A 19,285-nucleotide genomic window follows, 5' to 3' on the forward strand; every position below is an offset into this window, starting at 1 on the left:
CGCAGTGAATCGGATGAGTCAGCTGGACCAGAAGGACATACACCTCGCCACGCCGGTGACCTCGTTGCGCGTCATGACGGTCAACGTGCACAAGGGTTTCACCTTCTTCAATCGCCGCTTCATTCTGCCGGAGCTGCGCGAAGCGGTGAGCACGCACGGCGCTGACATGGTGTTCCTTCAGGAAGTACACGGCGAGCATCACCAACACGCGCTGCGCTACGGTGACTGGCCCGACACGCCGCAGTACGAATACCTGGCTGACACCATGTGGCCGGATTTCGCCTACGGCCGCAACGCGGTCTACCCGCATGGCGACCACGGCAACGCACTGCTCTCGAAATTCCCCATCCTGCGCTATGACAATCGCGACGTATCGGTCAGCGGGACCGAAGAGCGCGGGCTGCTCCATTCGGTACTGGCCGTGCCCGGCCATGACGAGGTCCATGCCGTCTGTGTACACCTTGGACTGCAGGAGTCGCACCGCCGCGAGCAGCTGGAACTTTTATGCGAACTGGTGGACTCATTACCACCGGAAGCGCCCGTGATCGTAGCGGGGGACTTCAATGACTGGCGCAAGCGTGCCGATGCGATTCTCAATCGCTGCGGCCTCGTCGAAGCCTTCGTCAGCAGCCACGGCGCTCCGGCAAAAAGCTTCCCCGCACGATGGCCCCTACTCTGCCTCGACCGAATCTACGTTCGAAACGCGACGACCCGTGGGGCCCAGGTGCTTTCGCGCCGACCTTGGTCGCATCTGTCCGACCACGCGCCGCTTGTAGTCGAGGTGTGCTTATGAACTTCCAATGGCAGGAAGGCAATGAAGTCGAATTGCTCATCAATGGCGAGGGGTTCTTCCCCAGCGTCTTCGAGTGCATTCGCTCAGCCGAAAAGGAAATCCTCCTCGAGACCTTCATCATTTTCGATGACCGGGTGGGACGCGCGCTCAAGGCGGCGTTGCTTGAAGCGGCAGCGCGAGGCGTACAGATCGACCTGACGGTAGACGGGTACGGTACCGCCGAGCTCAACAGCGAATTCATCACCGAAATGGCCAAGGCCGGCATCCGCATGCACATGTTCGATCCGGCACCCAGGGTGCTTGGCATGCGTACCAACCTGTTCCGTCGGCTGCACCGCAAGATCGTGGTCATTGACGGCGAGATCGGGTTCATAGGCGGAATCAACTTCGGCGCCGACCACATGACCGACTATGGAGCGATGGCCAAGCAGGATTATTCGGTGAAGGTCCGCGGCCCGATCGTTGCCGATCTGCATCGTGCCGCTCTGGATCTGGTCCGGCGAAGCCCGGCGGTGGGTAGCGACCTGCCCGCCGTCAAGCCGGTAACGCGGCATGTTGGCGCAGTACGGATGCTGCTCGCCATTCGCGACAACGAGCAGCATCACACGGACATCGAAGAGCACTACCTCAAGGCCATCCGCTCGGCCAATTACCGGCTGGTGGTCGCCAATGCCTACTTCTTCCCCGGCTACCGGATTTTGCGTGAGCTGCGTAACGCGGCGCGACGCGGCGTGAAAGTCACGTTGATATTGCAGGGTCAGCCGGACAAGGCCTGGGTGAGCGCCTGCTCGCATCTGCTGTACAACTACCTTCTACGCGACGGCGTCACCATCCGCGAATATTGTCAGCGCCCCCTGCACGGCAAGGTTGCACTGGCGGACCGCGAATGGTGCACCGTCGGTTCAAGCAATCTCGATCCGCTCAGCCTGTCACTGAATCTGGAAGCAAACCTGTTCATCCGGGATCCGGCACTCAACCAGCAGCTGTACGACCACCTGATGGAACTCTCCGAGGCGCAGTGCCAGGCGGTCACGCAGAAGATTGCCTTGCGCGGGTTCTGGTGGCGGGCACCGCTGATTTCGCTGAGCTTTCACTTCATCCGCCGCTTCCCGGCCCTGGCCGGCATGCTACCCGCCCACACCCCCAAACTGCAGCCGCTCACGACTGAGGAAGCCGTGGAGCAGCTGCAAGAGACGGGCGAAATCCCCTGCAGTAACGAGAAGACCTGATGACCAAAACCGGCGCCGACAAACCCAACCACTGGATACGACGGCTCAAGCCGGTCCTGTCGCTGATCTTCTTCATCGGCGTCCCCGCCCTGCTGGTCTACATGTTGCGCGATGTGGACTGGCAGGAAGTCTGGAAATCGTTGCGTGCCTATGACCCATGGATACTGGCCGCCGGCGTCGGCATCGCTGCCGTCAGCTACATGACCTTCGCCTGTTACGATCTGCTGGGCCGGCATTACACCGGGCACAAACTAAGCGTACCGAAGACCATGGGCGTGGCCTTCGTATGCTACGCGTTCAACCTGAATCTGGGCGCCTGGGTAGGCGGTATGGCTTTGCGTTACCGGCTGTACACCCGCATGGGGCTGGACGCAGCCACGGTCACGAGAATCTTTTCCATCGCGCTGCTGGCCAACTGGGTCGGCTACATGCTGCTGGCGGGAACCGTGTTCTCGTTGCGCCTGGTCGATCTGCCGGAGAACTGGGCCATCGGTGCGACTGCCCTGCAGCTAATCGGCTTCGCACTGGTTGCTGTTGCCCTGGGGTATCTGGCAGCGTGTCAGTTCTCCAGGAAACGCAGCTGGACTATTCGAGGTCAGGAGATCGTGCTGCCGTCGCTGCGCTTTGCGCTGTTACAGGTCATCAACGGAATGGTGAACTGGTCCCTGATGGCCGCGATCATCTATCTGCTGTTGCCCGACGAAGCCTTCTACCCGTCCGTATTGGCCATTCTGCTGGTGAGCAGCATCGCCGGCGTCGTCACGCATATTCCGGGTGGGCTGGGTGTGCTGGAAGCGGTATTTGTTTCGATGCTTCAGCACAAGATTCCGACAGGCGCCCTGCTCGCCGCGCTGATCGGCTACCGGGCAATCTACTTCCTGCTGCCACTGAGCCTGGCGACCGTGGCGTACTTCGTCATGGAGAAGGTGGCCCGGGACCAGCATGAGGACATCATGCCGGACCAGGACCGTGCGGCAGATTCAGAGGCTGCGCGCGTCGGGGCGCAGAACGAGCGTGCCTAGCGGAGGCAGGCTGAGTGACAGTGACTGGGCTTCCCCATGGCCCACCACGTCCTCTGCAGTAACCTCGGACTGACTTCCAGCGTTGGACCCTGAGTAGCGTTCGGCATCGCTGTTGAGCAACACGGACCACACGCCACCCATCGGGACGCCCACGCGATAGTCATCGCGCGGGACCGGGGTACAGTTGTGTACCACGAGCACCGGCACACCATCCTCCCCAGAACGCAGCCAGGCAAATACGCTGTTGCCGCTGTCATCGCCGATCAACCACTTGAACCCGTCCTCGCGGCCATCCCACTGATGCAGGGCGGGCTCGGTGCGATACAGATTGTTCAGGTCCTTGACCAGCGTTTGTACGCCCTGATGCTCGCCGTAACGCAGCAGATACCAATCCAGCTCGGCGTCATGATTCCACTCGCGCCAAGCGCCGATCTCGCATCCCATGAACAACAGCTTCTTGCCCGGGTGGGTCCACATGAAGCTCAGGTACAGGCGAAGGTTGGCGAACTTCTGCCAGCGATCGCCCGGCATCTTGTCCAGCAGTGAGCGTTTGCCGTGCACCACCTCGTCATGCGAAATGGGCAGTACGAACTGTTCCGAGAACGCATACTGCAGGCCGAAGGTCACCAGATTGTGGTGATAGCGTCGATTGACCGGATCTTCGGCGATGTACTTGAGACTGTCGTGCATCCAGCCCATGTTCCACTTGTAGGAAAACCCGAGCCCGCCCTCGCGGGTGGGCTGGCTCACACCCGGCCAAGCCGTGGACTCTTCGGCAATCACCAGCGCGCCCGGCGCTTCGATGGCGACCACATCGTTGAGATGACGCAGGAAGTCGATGGCCTCCAGGTTTTCCCGGCCGCCGAAGCGATTGGGGATCCACTCATCGTGTTTGCGCGAATAATCCCGGTACAGCATCGACGCGACGGCGTCCACGCGCAGGCCGTCCACGTGGAAATGCCTCAACCAGTGCAGCCCCGAAGCGAGCATGTAACCATGCACTTCGGTACGCCCGAGATTGTAGATGTACGTGTCCCAATCCTGGTGGAACCCCTCGAACGGATGCTCGTATTCGAACAGCGCGGTGCCGTCGAAGCGGGCCAGACCATGTTCATCGGTAGGAAAGTGCGCAGGTACCCAGTCGAGGATGACGCCAATTTCGGCGCGGTGACAGGCATCGATGAACGCCGCAAAATCCTGCGGACTGCCGTATCGCGCGCTGGGAGCAAACTGGGACAGCAACTGGTAGCCCCAGGACCCCCCGAATGGATGCTCCATGATCGGCATCAGCTCGATGTGGGTAAAGCCCAGGTCCTTGATGTAAGGAATCAGGCGCTCGCCGAGCTCGTGCCAGCTCAGGGTACGCCCTTCGGCGCCACCGTCCTTCTGCCAGGAGCCGACGTGCAGTTCGTAGATCGACAGCGGTGCGTTGTGGGCGTGGCGCTGCTCGCGCTTGTCCATCCACTCCTGGTCAGACCAGGCGTAATTCAACGGGTCGGCGACGACCGAGCCGGTCTCAGGCGGGGCCTGGGTGCGCAGCGCGAACGGATCGGCACGCAACGGCAGGATGCCGTGCTGGCCGAGAATCTCGTATTTGTACACTTCGCCAGCTTGCAGGCGCGGGATGAACAGCTCCCAGACACCGGCGGGATGTCTCAGGCGCATGGGATGACGGCGTCCGTCCCAGCCGTTGAAACTGCCGACGACGGATACGCGCCGCGCGTTCGGCGCCCACACGGCAAACCGCACACCAGGCACGCCGTCGACAGTCATCAGCTGTGCGCCGAGACATTGACCCAGTTCTCGATGATTACCCTCTGCGAACAGATACAGGTCCATTTCGCCCAGCAACATCCCGAAGCTGTAGGGGTCTTCGGTTTCCTGTACGCCGCTGGCCCAGCGAATCCGGAAGCGGTATTTCTGCTTTACCGGTAGATACGCCACGAACAGGCCGGGGATCTGCGGCTGGTCCATCTCGCCGAGGCTTTCACCAGTCTCGGCGCTGATGAGCTCTACCCGCAGCGCGTTGGGTTGGTAGGTGCGGATGATCAGCCCTTCGCCGTCCCCATGGGGCCCGAGGACTGAGTAGGGATCGGTATGCTCGGCGCGCACAAGCGCCTGCGCATCCACTGCTGCGATACGCAGCCTGTCGTGTTCGATAGTCTGGCCAGCCGTCATTGCAAGGTCCCCTCAAGCAGTTGCTCGGCCAACTCCGCCAGCCCACGCAGCGGAACGCTGAGCCAGGTCGGGCGGTGTTCGGCCTCGTAGAGTATTTCGTATGCCGCCTTCTCGAGACTGAACAACATCAATGCTGCCTGTTCACCCTCGTCGGACTGCCATTGATGCGGTACGTTTGCGGCCTGCTTGTATGCGTCCATGAAGGCACGGGTTGCACCTTCGCGGTAGGCATGCACGGTCTGCATGCGGATGGTATCGGCTTCCTGAGTGGTATCCGTGCTCTGCGCATTGCGCAGGCCCATTGCCACAGCGTAGTCGAAAGAGCGCAATACGCCGGTGACATCCTTGAAGGGACTGTGCAGCGCCCGCCGCTCGTCCAACGGTCGGGAAGGTTCGCCTTCGAAGTCGATGAGATAGGCATCGCCCTGCACTACCAGCACCTGACCGAGGTGCAGGTCACCGTGAACGCGGATTCGCAGACCGCCGATCACCTTGCGTGCAAGCCCGTCGAGTGCACCGAGCAGCGCGTCACGTCGATCCAGCAACACCTTGGCCAGCTCAGCGGTGTCTTCATCGAACTCGCTGTCCGGCTTTGCCAGCGCATCCAGGGCCTGCCCGACCTGCGCGCGAATACTCTCGCTCCACGCGCTGGCCTGCTGCTCGTCGGTCTGCTGCGGCGCGAAGTCGGCGTTGCTCGTGTCACTGGCCAGTACCGTGTGCATCTCGCCCAGGCGCATCCCCAGTTGCGTGGAGAAGTCCTCGAGTTCGGATAGCGCGGTGAACTGGTTTTCAAGCTGAGACATGCCGCCCGCCAGCTGGTCGCGGATGGCACGCTCCAGCGTCGACTGCGTCCACTCCCAGGCGTCCCCCTGATTGTTGACGAAGCGCTGCAGCACCATCAAGGCATGCGGTTCGCCGTCTTCGGCCACACGGGTCATCTGACCGAGCATCTGTGCACAGAAGGCGAAGCCGTGCTCGGTGAGAAAGCTGCTCATCTCCAGCTCCGGATGGATTCCCGGACGCACATGGCGGATGAGTTTGAGTACCATGCTGCCGCCGACGATGACCGAGCTGTTCGACTGTTCTGCGGACAGATAGGTAATGTCCGGCTCATCACTCAATTCGATATCGGCCAGCCCGGAGAAGGCGCGGAACTGCAGCGTCCCGGACGGACCTGACAGATCCTTGTCACCCTGCATGTGGCGGACGACATTGCGTACGAAACTTTCCACCGCGAAGGCGTCGGTCAAAAAGCCAACCCGCGGTCCCCGACGCACGCGCGCCATGGCCAGCTGTTCGGACAGCACGCTGGCATTGTCTTCCTCGACCAGCCCGAACGGCAGCTGGTACAGCGCGGTGCCGGCCGGGGTCTGAACCTCGACCTCGCCCAGCAGACACTGATGCGAATCGTCGTCGAAGGGAATGCCGTAGAGCACCCGTGCCTTGGCCTGGTCGTGCCCGCCGAACCAGCGACGTTTGGGCAACCACGCAGCGAGGGTCTCGCGCTGCAGCACCTTGCTGCACTCGCCATCGAGGATCTCGGCAAGGCGGCGCTTGATGACTAGCGTGGCCATCTCGGGCATCCGCTGGGGCGGCTCCAGGTGCCAGCTGGGCATCCGCTCTTCCTCGGCCAGATAGAACCAGTAGAAGCCATAGGGAGGCAGCGTCAGCAGGTAGCTCAACGAGCCAATGGGCGGAAAGGCGCTGCCGCCGACCATTTCCACGGGTACCTTGCCGACGTAGTTGGACATGTCGAGCTCCACCGCCTGCGCCGCGCGTGACACGTTGGCAACGCAGAGGATGCTGTCGGTCCGGCCGTCCTCATCGGTGAATTCACGTACATAGGCAAGTATGCGCCGGTTGGCCGGCGCCAGCATTTTCAGCGTGCCGCGACCAAACGCCTTGAACTGCTTGCGCACCGTCAGCATGCGACGCGTCCAGTTCAGCAGCGAATGCGGGTCCTTCTCGGCCGCTTCGACGTTGATGGTCTGATAGCCGTAGAGCGGGTCCTGGATCGGCGGCAATACCAGGCTGGCCGGGTCGGCGCGCGAGAAGCCGCCGTTGCGATCCTGCGACCATTGCATCGGCGTGCGCACGCCATCGCGGTCACCCAGGAATATGTTGTCGCCCATGCCCAGCTCGTCGCCGTAGTACAGCGTCGGCGTGCCGGGCATCGACAGCAGCAGACTGTTGAGCAGCTCGATGCGTCGGCGGTCACGCTCTACCAGAGGCGCCAGACGCCGACGAATGCCCAGATTGATGCGCGCGCGGCGGTCGGATGCGTAGTAATTCCACAGATAATCGCGTTCCTTGTCGGTCACCATTTCGAGCGTCAGCTCGTCGTGGTTGCGCAGGAAGATGGCCCACTGACAGTTGGCAGGAATTTCCGGCGTCTGCCGCAGGATATCGGTGATCGGAAAGCGGTCTTCCTGGGCGATGGCCATGTACATGCGCGGCATCAGCGGAAAGTGAAAGGCCATGTGGCATTCGTTGCCCAGACCATTCTCGTCCCCGCCGAAATACAGCTGCGTGTCTTCGGGCCACTGGTTGGCTTCGGCCAGCAACATGCGGTCCGGGTAGACCCGGTCGAGCTCCGCACGAATGGCCTTGAGCACGTCGTGGGTCTCGGGGAGGTTCTCGTTGTTGGTGCCTTCGCGTTCGATAAGATACGGAATCGCATCCAGCCGCAGGCCATCGATACCCAGATCAAGCCAGAAGCGCATGACCGACAGTACTTCTTTCATGACCTGCGGATTGTCGAAGTTCAGATCCGGCTGATGCGAATAGAAACGGTGCCAGTAGTACTGGCCGGCAACCGGGTCCCAGGTCCAGTTGGACTTCTCGGTATCCAGGAAGATGATCCGCGTGCCGCTGTAGGCCTCGTCGCTGTCCGACCAGACGTAGAAGTTGCGTGCTGCCGAACCGGGCTTGGCGCGCCGGGCGCGCTGGAACCAAGGATGCTGATCCGAGGTATGGTTGATGACCAGTTCGCAGATCACCCGCAGACCGCGCTTGTGCGCCTCGGCAATGAAGCGCTTGGCGTCGGCCATCTTGCCGTAATCCGGGTGCACGTTGCGGTAATCGGCAATGTCGTAACCGTCGTCGCGTCGGGGGGACGGGAAGAATGGCAGCAGCCAGATGGTGTTCACGCCGAGCCCGGCAATGTAGTCGAGCTTCTGGATAAGACCGGCGAAATCGCCGATGCCATCGTTGTTCGAGTCGAAGAACGATTTGACGTGCACCTGATAGATGACCGCATCCTTGTACCACAGCGGATCATCGATGAACGCCGCGCTCCTGCTCTTTTTAGTCTTCGCCATATTGAAGTGCCTCAGCCGCTCAAGCGGCAATTATTGGGTGCGAATGCGCCAGATACCGAACGGCAGATTCCAGGGCTCAATGCGCATGAACTGGGTCTTTCCGTACCACGTCCAGGTGTGGCCGGTCATCAGGTCTTCGCCCTGGGTGGCAGCATCATCGGGCAGACCAAGCTCCCAGAGCGGCAGATCGAAATGCGCTTCCTGGGCGTTCCATGGGTCCAGACTGATGGCCACGAGAATGAAATTCTGCAAATCGTCGGTGCGCTTGCCGAAATAGAAGATGTTGTCGTTCCAGGCGGTGTACGCCTTGAAGCCCAGATGCGTCTGCAGCGCAGGATTCTGCCGGCGGATGCGGTTGAGCTGGGTGATTTCCGCCACGATGTTCCCGGGCGCGTAATAGTCCCGAGGGCGGATCTCGTACTTCTCCGAGTCCAGGTACTCTTCCTTGCCTGGCACGGGCGCTGCCTCGCAGATCTCGAAACCTGAATACATGCCCCAGGACCCGGCGCCCATGGTCGCCAGCGCCGCGCGGATGAGAAACCCGGCGCGGCCGGAGTGCTGCAGGAAGTACGGGTTGATGTCTGGCGTGTTGACGAAGAAGTTCGGCCGATAGCAGTCTCGCCACGGCTCCTCGTTCAGCTGCGTGTAGAACTCGGACAACTCATGCTTGGTGTTGCGCCAGGTGAAATAGGTATAGCTCTGGCTGAAGCCCAGCTTGCCCAGCCGCGCCATCATCGAAGGACGCGTAAAGGCTTCGGAAAGGAAGATGGTATCGGGATGCTCTCGGCGGATATCGGCAATCAGCCATTCCCAGAACGGCATCGGCTTGGTGTGCGGGTTATCCACGCGGAACAGCGACACACCGAGCTCCACCCAGCCTCGCACCACGTCGCGCAGCGCCAGCCACAGGTCGGGCACGGCCTCGTCGGCGTAGAACTCGACATTGACGATGTCTTCGTACTTTTTCGGCGGATTTTCCGCGTGACGAATGCTGCCGTCTGGCCGCCAGCTGAACCAGCCCGGGTGTTCCTGCAGCCACGGATGATCCGGCGAACACTGCACGGCAAAGTCCAGGGCGATTTCCAGCTTGTGCGTGCGCGCCGCACTGACCAGCTCCCGGAAATCATCAAAGCTGCCCAGCTGCGGATGGATGGCATCGTGGCCACCCTCGTGGCTGCCGATGGCGTAGGGACTTCCCGGATCATTCTCGGTGGCCACCAGCGAATTGTTGCGGCCCTTGCGGTGCGCTCGACCGATAGGGTGGATCGGCGGAAAGTAAAGGACGTCGAATCCCATCGCAGCGATATCGGGCAGACGCTCCATGACGTCACGGAAGGTGCCATGGCGCTCCGGGTCGTCGGTTACCGAGCGCGGAAAGAGTTCGTACCAGCTGGCAAACTCGGCCTGTACCCGCTCGACATCCAGCGGATACCAGTCACTGCGCACCACATGGGGGTGGCCTTCGCCGGCGCGCACGATGCGCCGTACCTCGAGATCAAGGATGGCATACACCCGCTCGTCCAGACTGCTGCCGCTGCCGAGCCGATGCAGCGCCTCTTCCAGTCTCGAGCGATTCTCAGGCGAGGCGTTGTCCAATGCCTGACGCAGCAGCCCTTCGCCTTCCTGCAACTCCAGCTCCACCGGGACACCGGCGCCGAACTTCTTCTCCAGCTCGTCGCAGTAGGTGGCGAACACATCGAGCCAGGCTTCTATGGCAAACACCATCCGCCCGGCTTCCTCCGGCACGAACTCGGCGCTCCAGCGATCATGCCCCAGGCTCTCCAAGGGGCATGATTGCCACTGTTCGGCGTCAACGCTGCGCCACAGAAGATTGCCGGCGAGCTTGTCGTGCCCGTCGGAAAACACGACCGCACTGACCGTGACGGCGCGGCCGGCCGTAGCCTTGGCCGCGAAGCGGCCGTTTTCGACGACGGGTGCCACGGACTCGATGGCCAGGCGCGGCAATGCCACAGCCTGTTCGATCGACAGTCCATCGGGCGAGGCGTGAAATGAAACCGCTCGGGTTGGCTCGGACATGACCTTCAGTTCCTCGGTATTCGTTGACCTGCAAAAGCGAAGGCCGGCAACTGCCGGCCTGTGCGCTCAACCGTTGATGACGCTGCCGCCGTTGACGTGCAGGACCTGCCCGCTCATATAGCTGGAGTCCTCACTGGCCAGATAGACGTAGGCCGGGGCGACCTCCGCCGGCTGGCCGGGCCGACCCATAGGGGTGTTGCTGCCGAAGGACGAGACCTGATCCTCGGTAAATGTCGAGGGAATCAGCGGCGTCCAGATAGGACCGGGTGCGACGCCATTGACGCGGATACCTCGCGAGGCAAGATTGATCGACAGCGAGCGGGTGAAGCCGACGATTGCGCCCTTGGTAGACGAGTAGTCGATCAACATCGGATTACCCTTGTACGCGGTCACCGAGGTGGTGTTGATGATGCTCGCGCCTTCATTGAGGTGCGGCAGCACCTTTTGAGTCAGCTGAAACATGCCGAAGATATTGGTGCGAAAGGTGTGCTCCCACTGATCTGCGGTGATGTCTTCGAACTGCTTCTGCGGATGCTGCTCGGCGGCGTTATTGACCAGAATGTCGATCCTGCCCCACTTGCGCAGCGTCTCGTCGACCACGTGCTTGCACAGGTCTTCGTCGATGATGTCACCGGCGAAATACAGCATCTCGGTACCGCAGGCTTCCACCAGCCGACGGGTTTCCTCGGCATCGGCGTGCTCTTCGAGATAGACCATCACGACGATGGCCCCTTCCCGGGCGAAATGAACTGCGATGGAACGGCCGATTCCACTGTCGGCGCCGGTGATCACTGCGACCTTGCCGGTCAGTTTGCCTGCGGGGCGGTAGCTGTCACGGTAGTAAACCGGTTCCGGATCCATCCTGTACTCCCGTCCTGGGCGCTGCTCCTGGTGCTGGGGTGGTAACGTCTGGTCGGACATGCTCGCCTCCGTTAAACAGAGTGTGTGCTGGGTGTGACAGAGCTGTCGAAACATTGGTTCCAGCGTATCGGACCGCTTGCGCTGAGCCTTGGCGGGGGATATCAGCCGGCACCATCGGGCGGGGCGCCACCGAGGGTGGCCCACATGCTCCCTGTGATGCGCTGGCGATTGGCGTACCCGGCCCACGGATCACGCTGCAGTCCGTCGAGCCGTTCGCCAAGGTTGGCGACAGTCCATTGGGCGGCGCCCTGCAGATGCTCGAGCTCATCGCGGCGAATCGGCACGGAGACCGGCAAGCCCGGGCGGGCACGCACCGAATACGCAGCGACCGTACTGGCGCCACGCTGATTACGCAGATAGTCGATGAAGATCTTGCCGACCCGGTTCTTCGGGCCCATGGTGGCGGTTAGCCGATCTGGTTGACGCTGACAGGCGTATTCGGACACGCACCGTGAAAACGACTTGACGTATTCCCAGTCATGGAAGCGCCCAAGCGGCACGACAATGTGCAGGCCCTTGCCACCACTGGTCTTGAGATAGGCATCGAGCTTCAACTGATCGAGAATCTCCAGCAGAAGCCCGGTGGCCTCGAGCATGCGTGTCCATGGCAACGCAGGGTCCGGGTCGAGGTCGAAAACGATATGGTCGGGACGCTCGATGCGATCGGTGGTCGCGCCCCAGGTATGAAACTCGACCGCCCCCATCTGCACAGCACCCACCAGCGCCTTCTGGGTATCTATTTCCATCAATGGCGCATGGTCTGGATCGAGTGATTGATCGAGGTGCTTGATGTCGGGGATGGCCAGTCGTCCAGCGTGCTTCTGGAAGAACTGCTCGCCCTCTATGCCTTCCGGAGCGCGCAACAGCGATACCGGACGGTTATCCAGACCGGGCAGGATCCAGTCCGCGACGCGACAATAGAATCGGGCGAGATCGATCTTGTGCAACCCGCTTTGCGAATCGATGACCCGCTCCGGACTGGATACCGATACATCGGCCACGTCGATGCGTCCGGAGGAACGCTCGCCTGTGCTTCGCCCGCCTCGGCTGCGCGGTGTCGCCGCGGACTTATCGGCCATTGGGGACGCGCCCGCGCATCAGCCGCCGGAAACCTTCTTGCGTGGACTGGCGGCGGGTTTCTCCGCAGATTTGCCGGTCGACTTTGCGCTGGTCTTGGCCGCAGGCTTCGATCCAGCTGCCGAGCCGCCGGACTTGCCGCCCTTGGCGGGCGCCTTGCCGGCCAGGCTGCGCTTGAGCAGTTCGGTGAGGTCGGTGACGTTGGAGGCTCGACGCTCGTCCGGCGACGTCTCGTCCTTGTCGACGGATTCGATCTCGCCCTTTTCGGCCTTCTCCTCGACCAGCTCCATGATGCGCTCCTGAAACGAGTCGCGGTATTCCTCCGGCTGCCACGAGGTGGTCATGTCATCCACCAGGCGGGTGGCCATGTCGAGCTCGCCCTTGGACAGTTTCACGTCCTTCACGGCATCGGTGAGATCAAGATAATCAATGCCTCGCACCTCCGAAGGCCAGCGCAGCATGACCAGCATCAGCGCGTCGTCGAGGGGCATCAACGCTGCGAGCTGCTGGCGGGTACGTACGACGACATTGGCCAGCGCCACCTTGCCGGTTCGGACCAGCGTTTCGCGCAGGAGGGCATAGACCTTCTCGCCGCGCTTGTCCGGGCTGAGGAAATAGGGTTTTTCGATGTTGGGCAGCGGTATCTCACGGCTTTCGACGAAGGCAAAGATGTCGATGGTCTGAGTGGCCTTCGGATGTGCGGTGCGAATCTCGTCGTCGCTGAGCACCACGTACTGACCGCGTTCGTATTCGACGCCCTTGACGATGTTGTCCCGGTCGATTTCCTTGCCCGTAGCCTTGTTGATGCGCTTGTACCCCACAGGGTCCATGCTGCGCTTGTCCAGCCAGTCGAAGTTCACACCCTGAGAGGAAGTGGCCGACACCAATCCCACCGGTATATGCACCAGACCAAAACTGATTGCGCCCTTCCATATCGACCGTGGCATCGTCGTTCACCCTGTTGAGAACTGTCTACGGATGACACGGGCGTCACCTGAAAAGTTTCCGCCAGGCCTGCTCAGTGGTCGCTCTTGTCGGTGCGCTGAAATACCAGGGGAAGAACGTGCAATACGATCAGCGCAAGGCCGGTACTGACCAGAGCGGTAGCCTCCTTGCCCAACCCCACGGCGACGCCTATCGCCGCAGTAAACCAGATGCCTGCTGCCGTAGTAAGGCCGCGGACATTACTCAGATGCTCACCCTTTATGATGGTGCCCGCGCAAAGAAAGCCGATACCCTGAATGACCCCCTGGACCACACGGCTCATCGCATCGTCCATACCCCCGGACAAGTCGGCAGCCACGACGAACAGGCATGAACCCAGGCAAACGAGCATGTGTGTCCGCAACCCCGCGGCCTTGCCCTGCTGCTCCCGCTCAAAACCCAGAATGCCTCCCAGCATCGCCGCGAACAGCAACCGCAGCGTGACCCGCGTCGCCTCCTCGAGATCGCTCAGGTCGCTGAATTCGTTAAGGGTCGTGGCCAGGATCAGTTCCCAGTTACTCATCTTTGCTCCTTGCTTGCGCACATGAGCCGTGAGACCACGGGTGCCAGAAAGAGTTTGCCATCACCGCTGCCTGCCGGGGCCGCCGGTGCGGGATGGACGGAACTAAACAGCGGGGAACAGGGGTCTATACAGCTACACGCTGCAGCACCCGGAGACCGTTCATGTCGAAGAAACACGTTTTTCTTGTCGGATACATCCTGGATAACGACCCGCGCTCCATGGAGCTGGAACTCGACGAAGACAGCCTCACCGACGAACAGGCTCGCCAGTACATCCGCACGCATAACCCTACTGCGAATGACCAGCATATTACCGACGTACGCATCACCCAGATTCAGAAGCCCAAGGGTGAGAGCAATGACCCCGGGCATAACCTGCAGCATTCGGACCTGTAAAAAGCGATTCCGGCCGTCCCCGGCGACACTCACTGTCGGCCGGGCAGGGAGCAGAACATGAAGGAGCAGGAATGCGCGCGCTGACCTACCACGGCAACCACGACGTTCGCATCGAAACAGTAGACGATCCGACCATTCAGCATGCCGACGACATCATCGTCAGAGTGACCGCTGCCGGCATCTGCGGGGCCGACCTGCATCTGTACCGCGGACGAGGTCTGCCGATGAAACTCGGAGACATTCCGGGTCAGGAATTCATCGGCGAAGTGGCGGAGGTCGGGGCGGACGTCACTCGAGTACGCAAGGGCGAACGGGTGGTGGTGCCTGCAGTGATTGCCTGCGGCGAATGCTTTTTCTGCAAGCGCAATCAGCATGCAGCCTGTGACGTAACAGCCGTATCCCCCAAGGCATTACGCGAGACCGATCTGCGCCCCGGGGCAGCTCTGTTCGGCTTTGGCCATGCCCATGGTCTGGTCGCCGGTGGCCATGCCGAATACGTTCGCGTGCCCAGGGCCAACGTCGGCCCGCGGTCGCTCCCGGACACGCTGAGCGACGAGCAGGCGGTCTTTCTCGGCAGCAGCCTGGCTGCCGCCTATCAGGCTGTGATCCAGGCTGGAGTTGGTCCTGGCCAGAGCGTGGCAATTTTCGGGGCCGGCCCCCTTGGCCTGCTCATCGCCGCCTGCGCACGCCTGCTCGGTGCCGAGCAGCTGCTGATGGTTGACCATCATGCCTACCGCCTCGCCTTTGCCCGTCAACACTTCGATGCCATTGCGATCAACTTCGATGAAGTAGATGCCCCTGAGCAGGCGATTATCGAGCACAGCCCTGAAAGGCGCGGTGCCGATGTCGTCATCGATGCGGTCGGTTTCGAGGCACGGGGCAGCACGCTGGAAACCGTACTGAATCGAATCAAGTTCGATCCAGGCAGCAGCATCGCGCTGCGCCAGTGTATCGCTGCCGTACGCCGCGGGGGTCAGGTGAACATCACCGGCGCCTACTGGGGCGCGACGTCGAACGTTGCATTGACCGAAGCCTTCGACAAGGGTGTCACGCTGACCATGGGTCAGGCCCATGTTCACCCCTACCTGGACGAACTGGTCAAGCATCTCGAACAGGGCAGTTTGCAGCCGGAGAACATCATCAGTCATCGCATGTCTCTAGAGGAGGCTGCGGCCGGGTATCTGATTTTTGACAAGAAGCAGGAGGAATGTCGCAAGGTCATATTGCGGCCCTGAAGTAATGAACGACAACGCCGTAAACGCAAAAAGGAGGCGTATATGAGCCCCGAAAGCTATGTTCTTTTATTGATTTCCTGCTGGCTGTTGCTGGCAGCCGCCCTGCTCTGGGGAATGCTGAGAATCGCGCGCAGGCACTATGCGACGAACGGTCTAGAAGATTGCGAGGCTGAGACGCGATCCGAGCGCCCCACGATGTACGCCATCACCACCCGCCCGACCCGATCGCGACTAGGCACGGCATCACAATTCCTTCCTGTACCGTTCGCCAACATGCTCTGTGCGCCAGGTAAGACGCGCGGTTGAGCCGGGGCACGTGCGACGTCCCTGGTCTGGCCGAAGACCGCAACGCGCGCGCGGGATGGCTCGGCCCCGCTTTTTAAACATCCATAGATGTCATCAGGGCTCACTCGGCGATCGCGGGCGAAATCGCTGTTTAACGGCCATTGACTTGCTTACAATCGATCTCGCTGCTATCACTTAGGAACTACCAGTGGCCGCTCTTGCGGCCCCACCGGTACTGTTTGTCAGCAGCAAGTCCGAGATTACCTCCGGTCGTTTGTCATGCTTAGTTGCCACAATAAGCACTACAGCTATTGGCGGCTCATTCAGGCTGTTTCGCAGCCCATGAACGTTTGACAGGATTGAGCATGAGGAAATCGTCGCTAAATGCCGAAGATGTGCAGCGCATCCTCGACGCGACCATGAAGATCGCTACCAACCACTGCAACATCGAATCAGACGGCACCCTTACCGTACAGCTGTGTTGTCGTGAAGAACGGTTGACCGTGGTGGGCATCAAGCCGGTGGAGTATTACAACACCGACGCCGTCGAGCGCCTGGGCCTGAGTCTTCTGGATGAGCTGGAGGCGACGCTGACGATCAGCGGACCCATGCAGACGCCCGCCGAAGATTTCCATCAGAAGGCCTGACCTGCCTTGCTCGGAATGCCCGCGGAACCGGGCACAGTCTGACGTCAGCCCTTGCTGTGTTCCGGTGACTCCGGGACCTGAGCCATGCCCCTCGGGCCGAAGCGCCCCCAGAGAATCCAGCCGATTACCGGTAGCAGCACCACCACCAGTGCCCACCCTACTTTCGCCTGCTGGCTCTTGCCACTTTTGGAAATGCTGGTGATCAGCCAGAGGTCGATGCAGATGATCAGCAAGCCGGCAATGGCAATCAGGAATACAGGTTCCATCGTCTAGCCCTTTTCAACGTGTCTAGCAGTTATGTCTCCCTTCCTGCAGCAGAGTTCCGGGTGCCCCGCAAATGCCCCAGCCATTCATCCGTATGGCTGAACTAGCCGCACTATCGCCAGTCGTTATTCACAGACAGCCAGTAAACCGGAGGTGATTGCCATGCCCCGTGGAAGCAAAGAGAAATACACCGACAAGCAGCAACGCAAGGCCGAGCACATCGAAGAAAGCTACGAAGAGAAAGGCGTACCAGCCAGGGAAGCCGAAGCGCGAGCCTGGGCGACCGTCAACAAGCAGTCCGGTGGTGGTAATCGCACCGGCGGCTCCGGCCAGAAAAAAAGCGAATCGGCCAAGCATCGCGACGCCAGCCAGTCTGCCCACCGGGCGGTCAAGACGCGCCGCGGCGAACCCCGGTCGGACCGCTCACTGGAATCCGAAACGAAAGACGAGTTGATGCGCAAGGCAAGGGCCAAGGACATCCGTGGCCGTTCGAGCATGCGCAAGCAGGAACTGGTCGACGCCTTGAAAAAGGCGTCCTGATACATCCATTCACGAGGAGGATTTCATGAGCAAGGTTCGTATGTTGGCCATGGGCCTGGTTACCCTGGGGGCTGCTGCCGCAGCCTACCGCGTCATGGCGGATCGAAAATATTTCGGTCCTGCGCGCTTTATCGACGCGGCATCAGCCAAGGGAATAGGCGAGATCGAAGCCGCTCGGCTTGCTTTGAAGAAAGGCGAATCGGAAGCGGTCCGCAAGTTCGCACAGCAGATGATCGAGGAGCACACCACGATCAGCCGTGAACTGCGACAGATCGCCCGCAACAAGGGCTACGAAGTGGCCGAGGAAGCGGACCTGCTCAGCAAGACCGAGGAAATGCTGCTCAACCTCCGCGAGTCGGCGGCATTCGACCAGTCCTACATAAAACTTCAGATAGCCAGTCACGAACACGCCCTGTCGCTGTATCGACGGGCGGCTGATTTCGATGACTTCGAGGTCAGCAACTTCGCAATCAAAACCCGTCCAAAACTGGAGCAGCATTTGACCATGGCCAAAGATATCCAGAACGACAGCGAGCAAGGCAAGCAGTCTTCCGGCGCGAGCGCGCAGCGCAGCGGCGCAGCGGCTGGCTCGGCCAGCGCTACCGGCGCCACTGCAGAGAAGGATGTCGCCGCCGGCACGGCCAACAGCTATGCCAGCAGCGATATTGGTGGTACCACTCACAACAGCAGCGGACCCAACCCGGGTGGTGGCATGCCGCCCAACAGCGCCGCAGGCAGTTCGACCGGTAGCACCCAGGGCGGGGCTGCCGACAGCCCCACCAGCATTCCGGGGAGCCCTGACAAGGGTCCGGCAGACCAGGCCTCGCGCAACCTGCCCGGGCACACCGGCGGCGATCGTTGACCTTCAGGTCACCTAGGCGACAGCGCTCAGTATCCGCTCCGGATGGGAGTAGATATTGAAGCGCCCTTCGCGCAGGAAACCCACCAGTGTGATGCCTGTCTGTTCCGCCAGATCCACCGCATAGCTGCTGGGAGCAGAAATGGCGCATACGACAGCCGCACGCGACATGACGCATTTCTGAATCAGTTCGAAACTGGCCCGGCCGCTCAACACCACGATGCGGTCGGTCAGCGGTAGCTTGCCTTCGAACAATGCCCAGCCGTTGAGCTTGTCCATCGCGTTATGTCGGCCAACGTCCTCGCGCAGCGCCAGGAGTGTCCCGTCCAGGGTGAACAGTGCGGCCGCATGCAGCCCTCCAGTACGATCGAAGACGGCCTGATGCTCGCGCAACCGAGCCGGCAGCGCTGCCAGCAGCTCGGCGCTGACCGGTTCTCCCTCTGACAGGCGCGGCAGCCCGCTCATCGACTCCAGATTCAACTTGCTCTTGCCGCATACTCCGCAGGCGCTGTTCGACAGCGACGAACGCTGCAGGACCCGACCCTGCTCACCGCCCTCGCCGGACAGGACCACCTGGACGATGTCGGGCTGGTCCACCAGCTGCGTGAGCGTGTGAAAGTCCGCCGGGTTGCGCACCAGCCCCTCGCTGAGTAGCAGTCCAGCCGCCAGTTCCAGGTCGTTTCCCGGCGTGCGCATGGTGATCACCGGATCAGCGCCTGCGACGCGGATCTCCAGTGCCTGCTCCACGGCGACCCGGTCGCGTCGAGCGGTGAGGGCGTGATCCTTCAGCGACACCACCTCAACTTCGACCGCGCGGCGCACCGGCGTGGCAGAAACAAAATCGGCGGGCATGGAACTCTCCTGCGATGGGCTATGAGAGTCTGACGATGGCCTGCCGGTGAAGTTCTTCGCACATTGCGACAAGCTGTGTGTGTGCTGGTATCGTCGCAAGCCAAGCCAGCCAACGGAGTTCTGC

17 protein-coding genes and 1 pseudogene are annotated in these 19,285 nt (G+C 61.3%); 9 read left to right on the plus strand and 9 right to left on the minus strand.

The features are described 5' to 3' along the window. The first annotated feature begins 13 nt into the window (after positions 1–13). The 3 genes from KEM63_RS13265 to KEM63_RS13275 are packed head-to-tail and all read left to right on the plus strand — an operon-like array spanning position 14 to position 3,044. Positions 14–793 carry an endonuclease/exonuclease/phosphatase family protein gene (locus KEM63_RS13265; RefSeq protein ID WP_223655887.1) on the plus strand — a complete coding sequence of 260 codons (780 nt, stop codon included), beginning with the start codon at positions 14–16 and terminating at the stop codon, positions 791–793. Further along, positions 790–2,022, plus strand: a complete 1,233-nt coding sequence (clsB, locus tag KEM63_RS13270) for a cardiolipin synthase ClsB (protein WP_223652400.1) — start codon at positions 790–792, stop codon at positions 2,020–2,022. The genes KEM63_RS13265 and clsB overlap by 4 nt, the downstream gene beginning before the upstream one ends. Next, positions 2,022–3,044 carry a lysylphosphatidylglycerol synthase domain-containing protein gene (locus tag KEM63_RS13275; protein ID WP_223652402.1) on the plus strand — a complete coding sequence of 341 codons (1,023 nt, stop codon included), beginning with the start codon at positions 2,022–2,024 and terminating at the stop codon, positions 3,042–3,044. Before clsB ends, KEM63_RS13275 begins: the two co-directional genes overlap by 1 nt. Here the strand turns inward: KEM63_RS13275 and glgB are convergent. The 7 genes and pseudogenes from glgB to KEM63_RS13310 form a co-directional block, all read right to left on the minus strand. Then, positions 3,003–5,222, minus strand: a complete 2,220-nt coding sequence (gene glgB, locus KEM63_RS13280) for a 1,4-alpha-glucan branching protein GlgB (protein WP_223652404.1) — start codon at positions 5,220–5,222, stop codon at positions 3,003–3,005. The genes KEM63_RS13275 and glgB overlap by 42 nt on opposite strands. Continuing rightward, complete coding sequence (gene treS / locus KEM63_RS13285) at positions 5,219–8,542, minus strand: maltose alpha-D-glucosyltransferase (RefSeq protein ID WP_223652406.1); 3,324 nt, start codon at positions 8,540–8,542, stop codon at positions 5,219–5,221. Before treS ends, glgB begins: the two co-directional genes overlap by 4 nt. A gap of 30 nt (positions 8,543–8,572) precedes the next feature. Then, positions 8,573–10,579, minus strand: coding sequence for an alpha-1,4-glucan--maltose-1-phosphate maltosyltransferase (locus KEM63_RS13290; protein ID WP_223652407.1), 2,007 nt, complete (start codon positions 10,577–10,579; stop codon positions 8,573–8,575). Positions 10,580–10,645: 66 nt separating this feature from the next. Beyond that, entirely contained in the window at positions 10,646–11,500 is an 855-nt protein-coding gene (locus KEM63_RS13295; protein ID WP_223652408.1) for an SDR family oxidoreductase, read from the minus strand. Positions 11,501–11,601: 101 nt separating this feature from the next. Beyond that, positions 11,602–12,567: pseudogene (gene ligD, locus KEM63_RS13300) on the minus strand (non-homologous end-joining DNA ligase); the annotation flags it as partial. Positions 12,568–12,597: 30 nt separating this feature from the next. Beyond that, the gene (gene ku, locus KEM63_RS13305; RefSeq protein ID WP_223652410.1) at positions 12,598–13,524 is read right to left on the minus strand and encodes a non-homologous end joining protein Ku; all 927 of its coding nucleotides are present in this window, start codon (positions 13,522–13,524) and stop codon (positions 12,598–12,600) included. A 71-nt stretch (positions 13,525–13,595) separates the two neighbouring features. After that, a complete protein-coding gene (locus KEM63_RS13310; protein ID WP_223652412.1) occupies positions 13,596–14,084 on the minus strand; it encodes an MgtC/SapB family protein in 489 nt (162 codons plus the stop codon). Between the two features lie 161 nt (positions 14,085–14,245). Here KEM63_RS13310 and KEM63_RS13315 point away from each other — a divergent pair, with 161 nt between their 5' ends. The 4 genes from KEM63_RS13315 (at position 14,246) to KEM63_RS13330 (ending at position 16,646) form a co-directional block, all read left to right on the plus strand. Beyond that, on the plus strand, positions 14,246–14,479 hold the full coding sequence (locus KEM63_RS13315) for a hypothetical protein (protein WP_223652414.1): 234 nt from the start codon (positions 14,246–14,248) through the stop codon (positions 14,477–14,479). A gap of 71 nt (positions 14,480–14,550) precedes the next feature. After that, positions 14,551–15,714, plus strand: coding sequence for an alcohol dehydrogenase catalytic domain-containing protein (locus KEM63_RS13320; protein ID WP_223652416.1), 1,164 nt, complete (start codon positions 14,551–14,553; stop codon positions 15,712–15,714). Positions 15,715–15,756: 42 nt separating this feature from the next. Further along, complete coding sequence (locus KEM63_RS13325; protein ID WP_223652418.1) at positions 15,757–16,020, plus strand: hypothetical protein; 264 nt, start codon at positions 15,757–15,759, stop codon at positions 16,018–16,020. A gap of 344 nt (positions 16,021–16,364) precedes the next feature. Beyond that, positions 16,365–16,646, plus strand: a complete 282-nt coding sequence (locus tag KEM63_RS13330; RefSeq protein ID WP_223652421.1) for a hypothetical protein — start codon at positions 16,365–16,367, stop codon at positions 16,644–16,646. A 44-nt stretch (positions 16,647–16,690) separates the two neighbouring features. Here KEM63_RS13330 and KEM63_RS13335 read toward each other — a convergent pair whose 3' ends face one another. Continuing rightward, on the minus strand, positions 16,691–16,912 hold the full coding sequence (locus tag KEM63_RS13335; RefSeq protein ID WP_223652424.1) for a PLD nuclease N-terminal domain-containing protein: 222 nt from the start codon (positions 16,910–16,912) through the stop codon (positions 16,691–16,693). A gap of 160 nt (positions 16,913–17,072) precedes the next feature. Here KEM63_RS13335 and KEM63_RS13340 point away from each other — a divergent pair, with 160 nt between their 5' ends. Together KEM63_RS13340 and KEM63_RS13345 are read left to right on the plus strand one after the other, a co-directional pair. After that, positions 17,073–17,450, plus strand: coding sequence for a Rho termination factor N-terminal domain-containing protein (locus tag KEM63_RS13340; protein WP_223652426.1), 378 nt, complete (start codon positions 17,073–17,075; stop codon positions 17,448–17,450). Between the two features lie 25 nt (positions 17,451–17,475). After that, positions 17,476–18,312 carry a DUF4142 domain-containing protein gene (locus tag KEM63_RS13345; RefSeq protein ID WP_223652429.1) on the plus strand — a complete coding sequence of 279 codons (837 nt, stop codon included), beginning with the start codon at positions 17,476–17,478 and terminating at the stop codon, positions 18,310–18,312. Between the two features lie 12 nt (positions 18,313–18,324). Here KEM63_RS13345 and fdhD read toward each other — a convergent pair whose 3' ends face one another. Then, the gene (gene fdhD / locus KEM63_RS13350; RefSeq protein ID WP_223652431.1) at positions 18,325–19,161 is read right to left on the minus strand and encodes a formate dehydrogenase accessory sulfurtransferase FdhD; all 837 of its coding nucleotides are present in this window, start codon (positions 19,159–19,161) and stop codon (positions 18,325–18,327) included. Between the last annotated feature and the right edge of the window lie 124 nt (positions 19,162–19,285).

This window comes from Halopseudomonas nanhaiensis, assembly GCF_020025155.1.
Taxonomy (GTDB): Bacteria; Pseudomonadota; Gammaproteobacteria; order Pseudomonadales; family Pseudomonadaceae; genus Halopseudomonas; species Halopseudomonas nanhaiensis.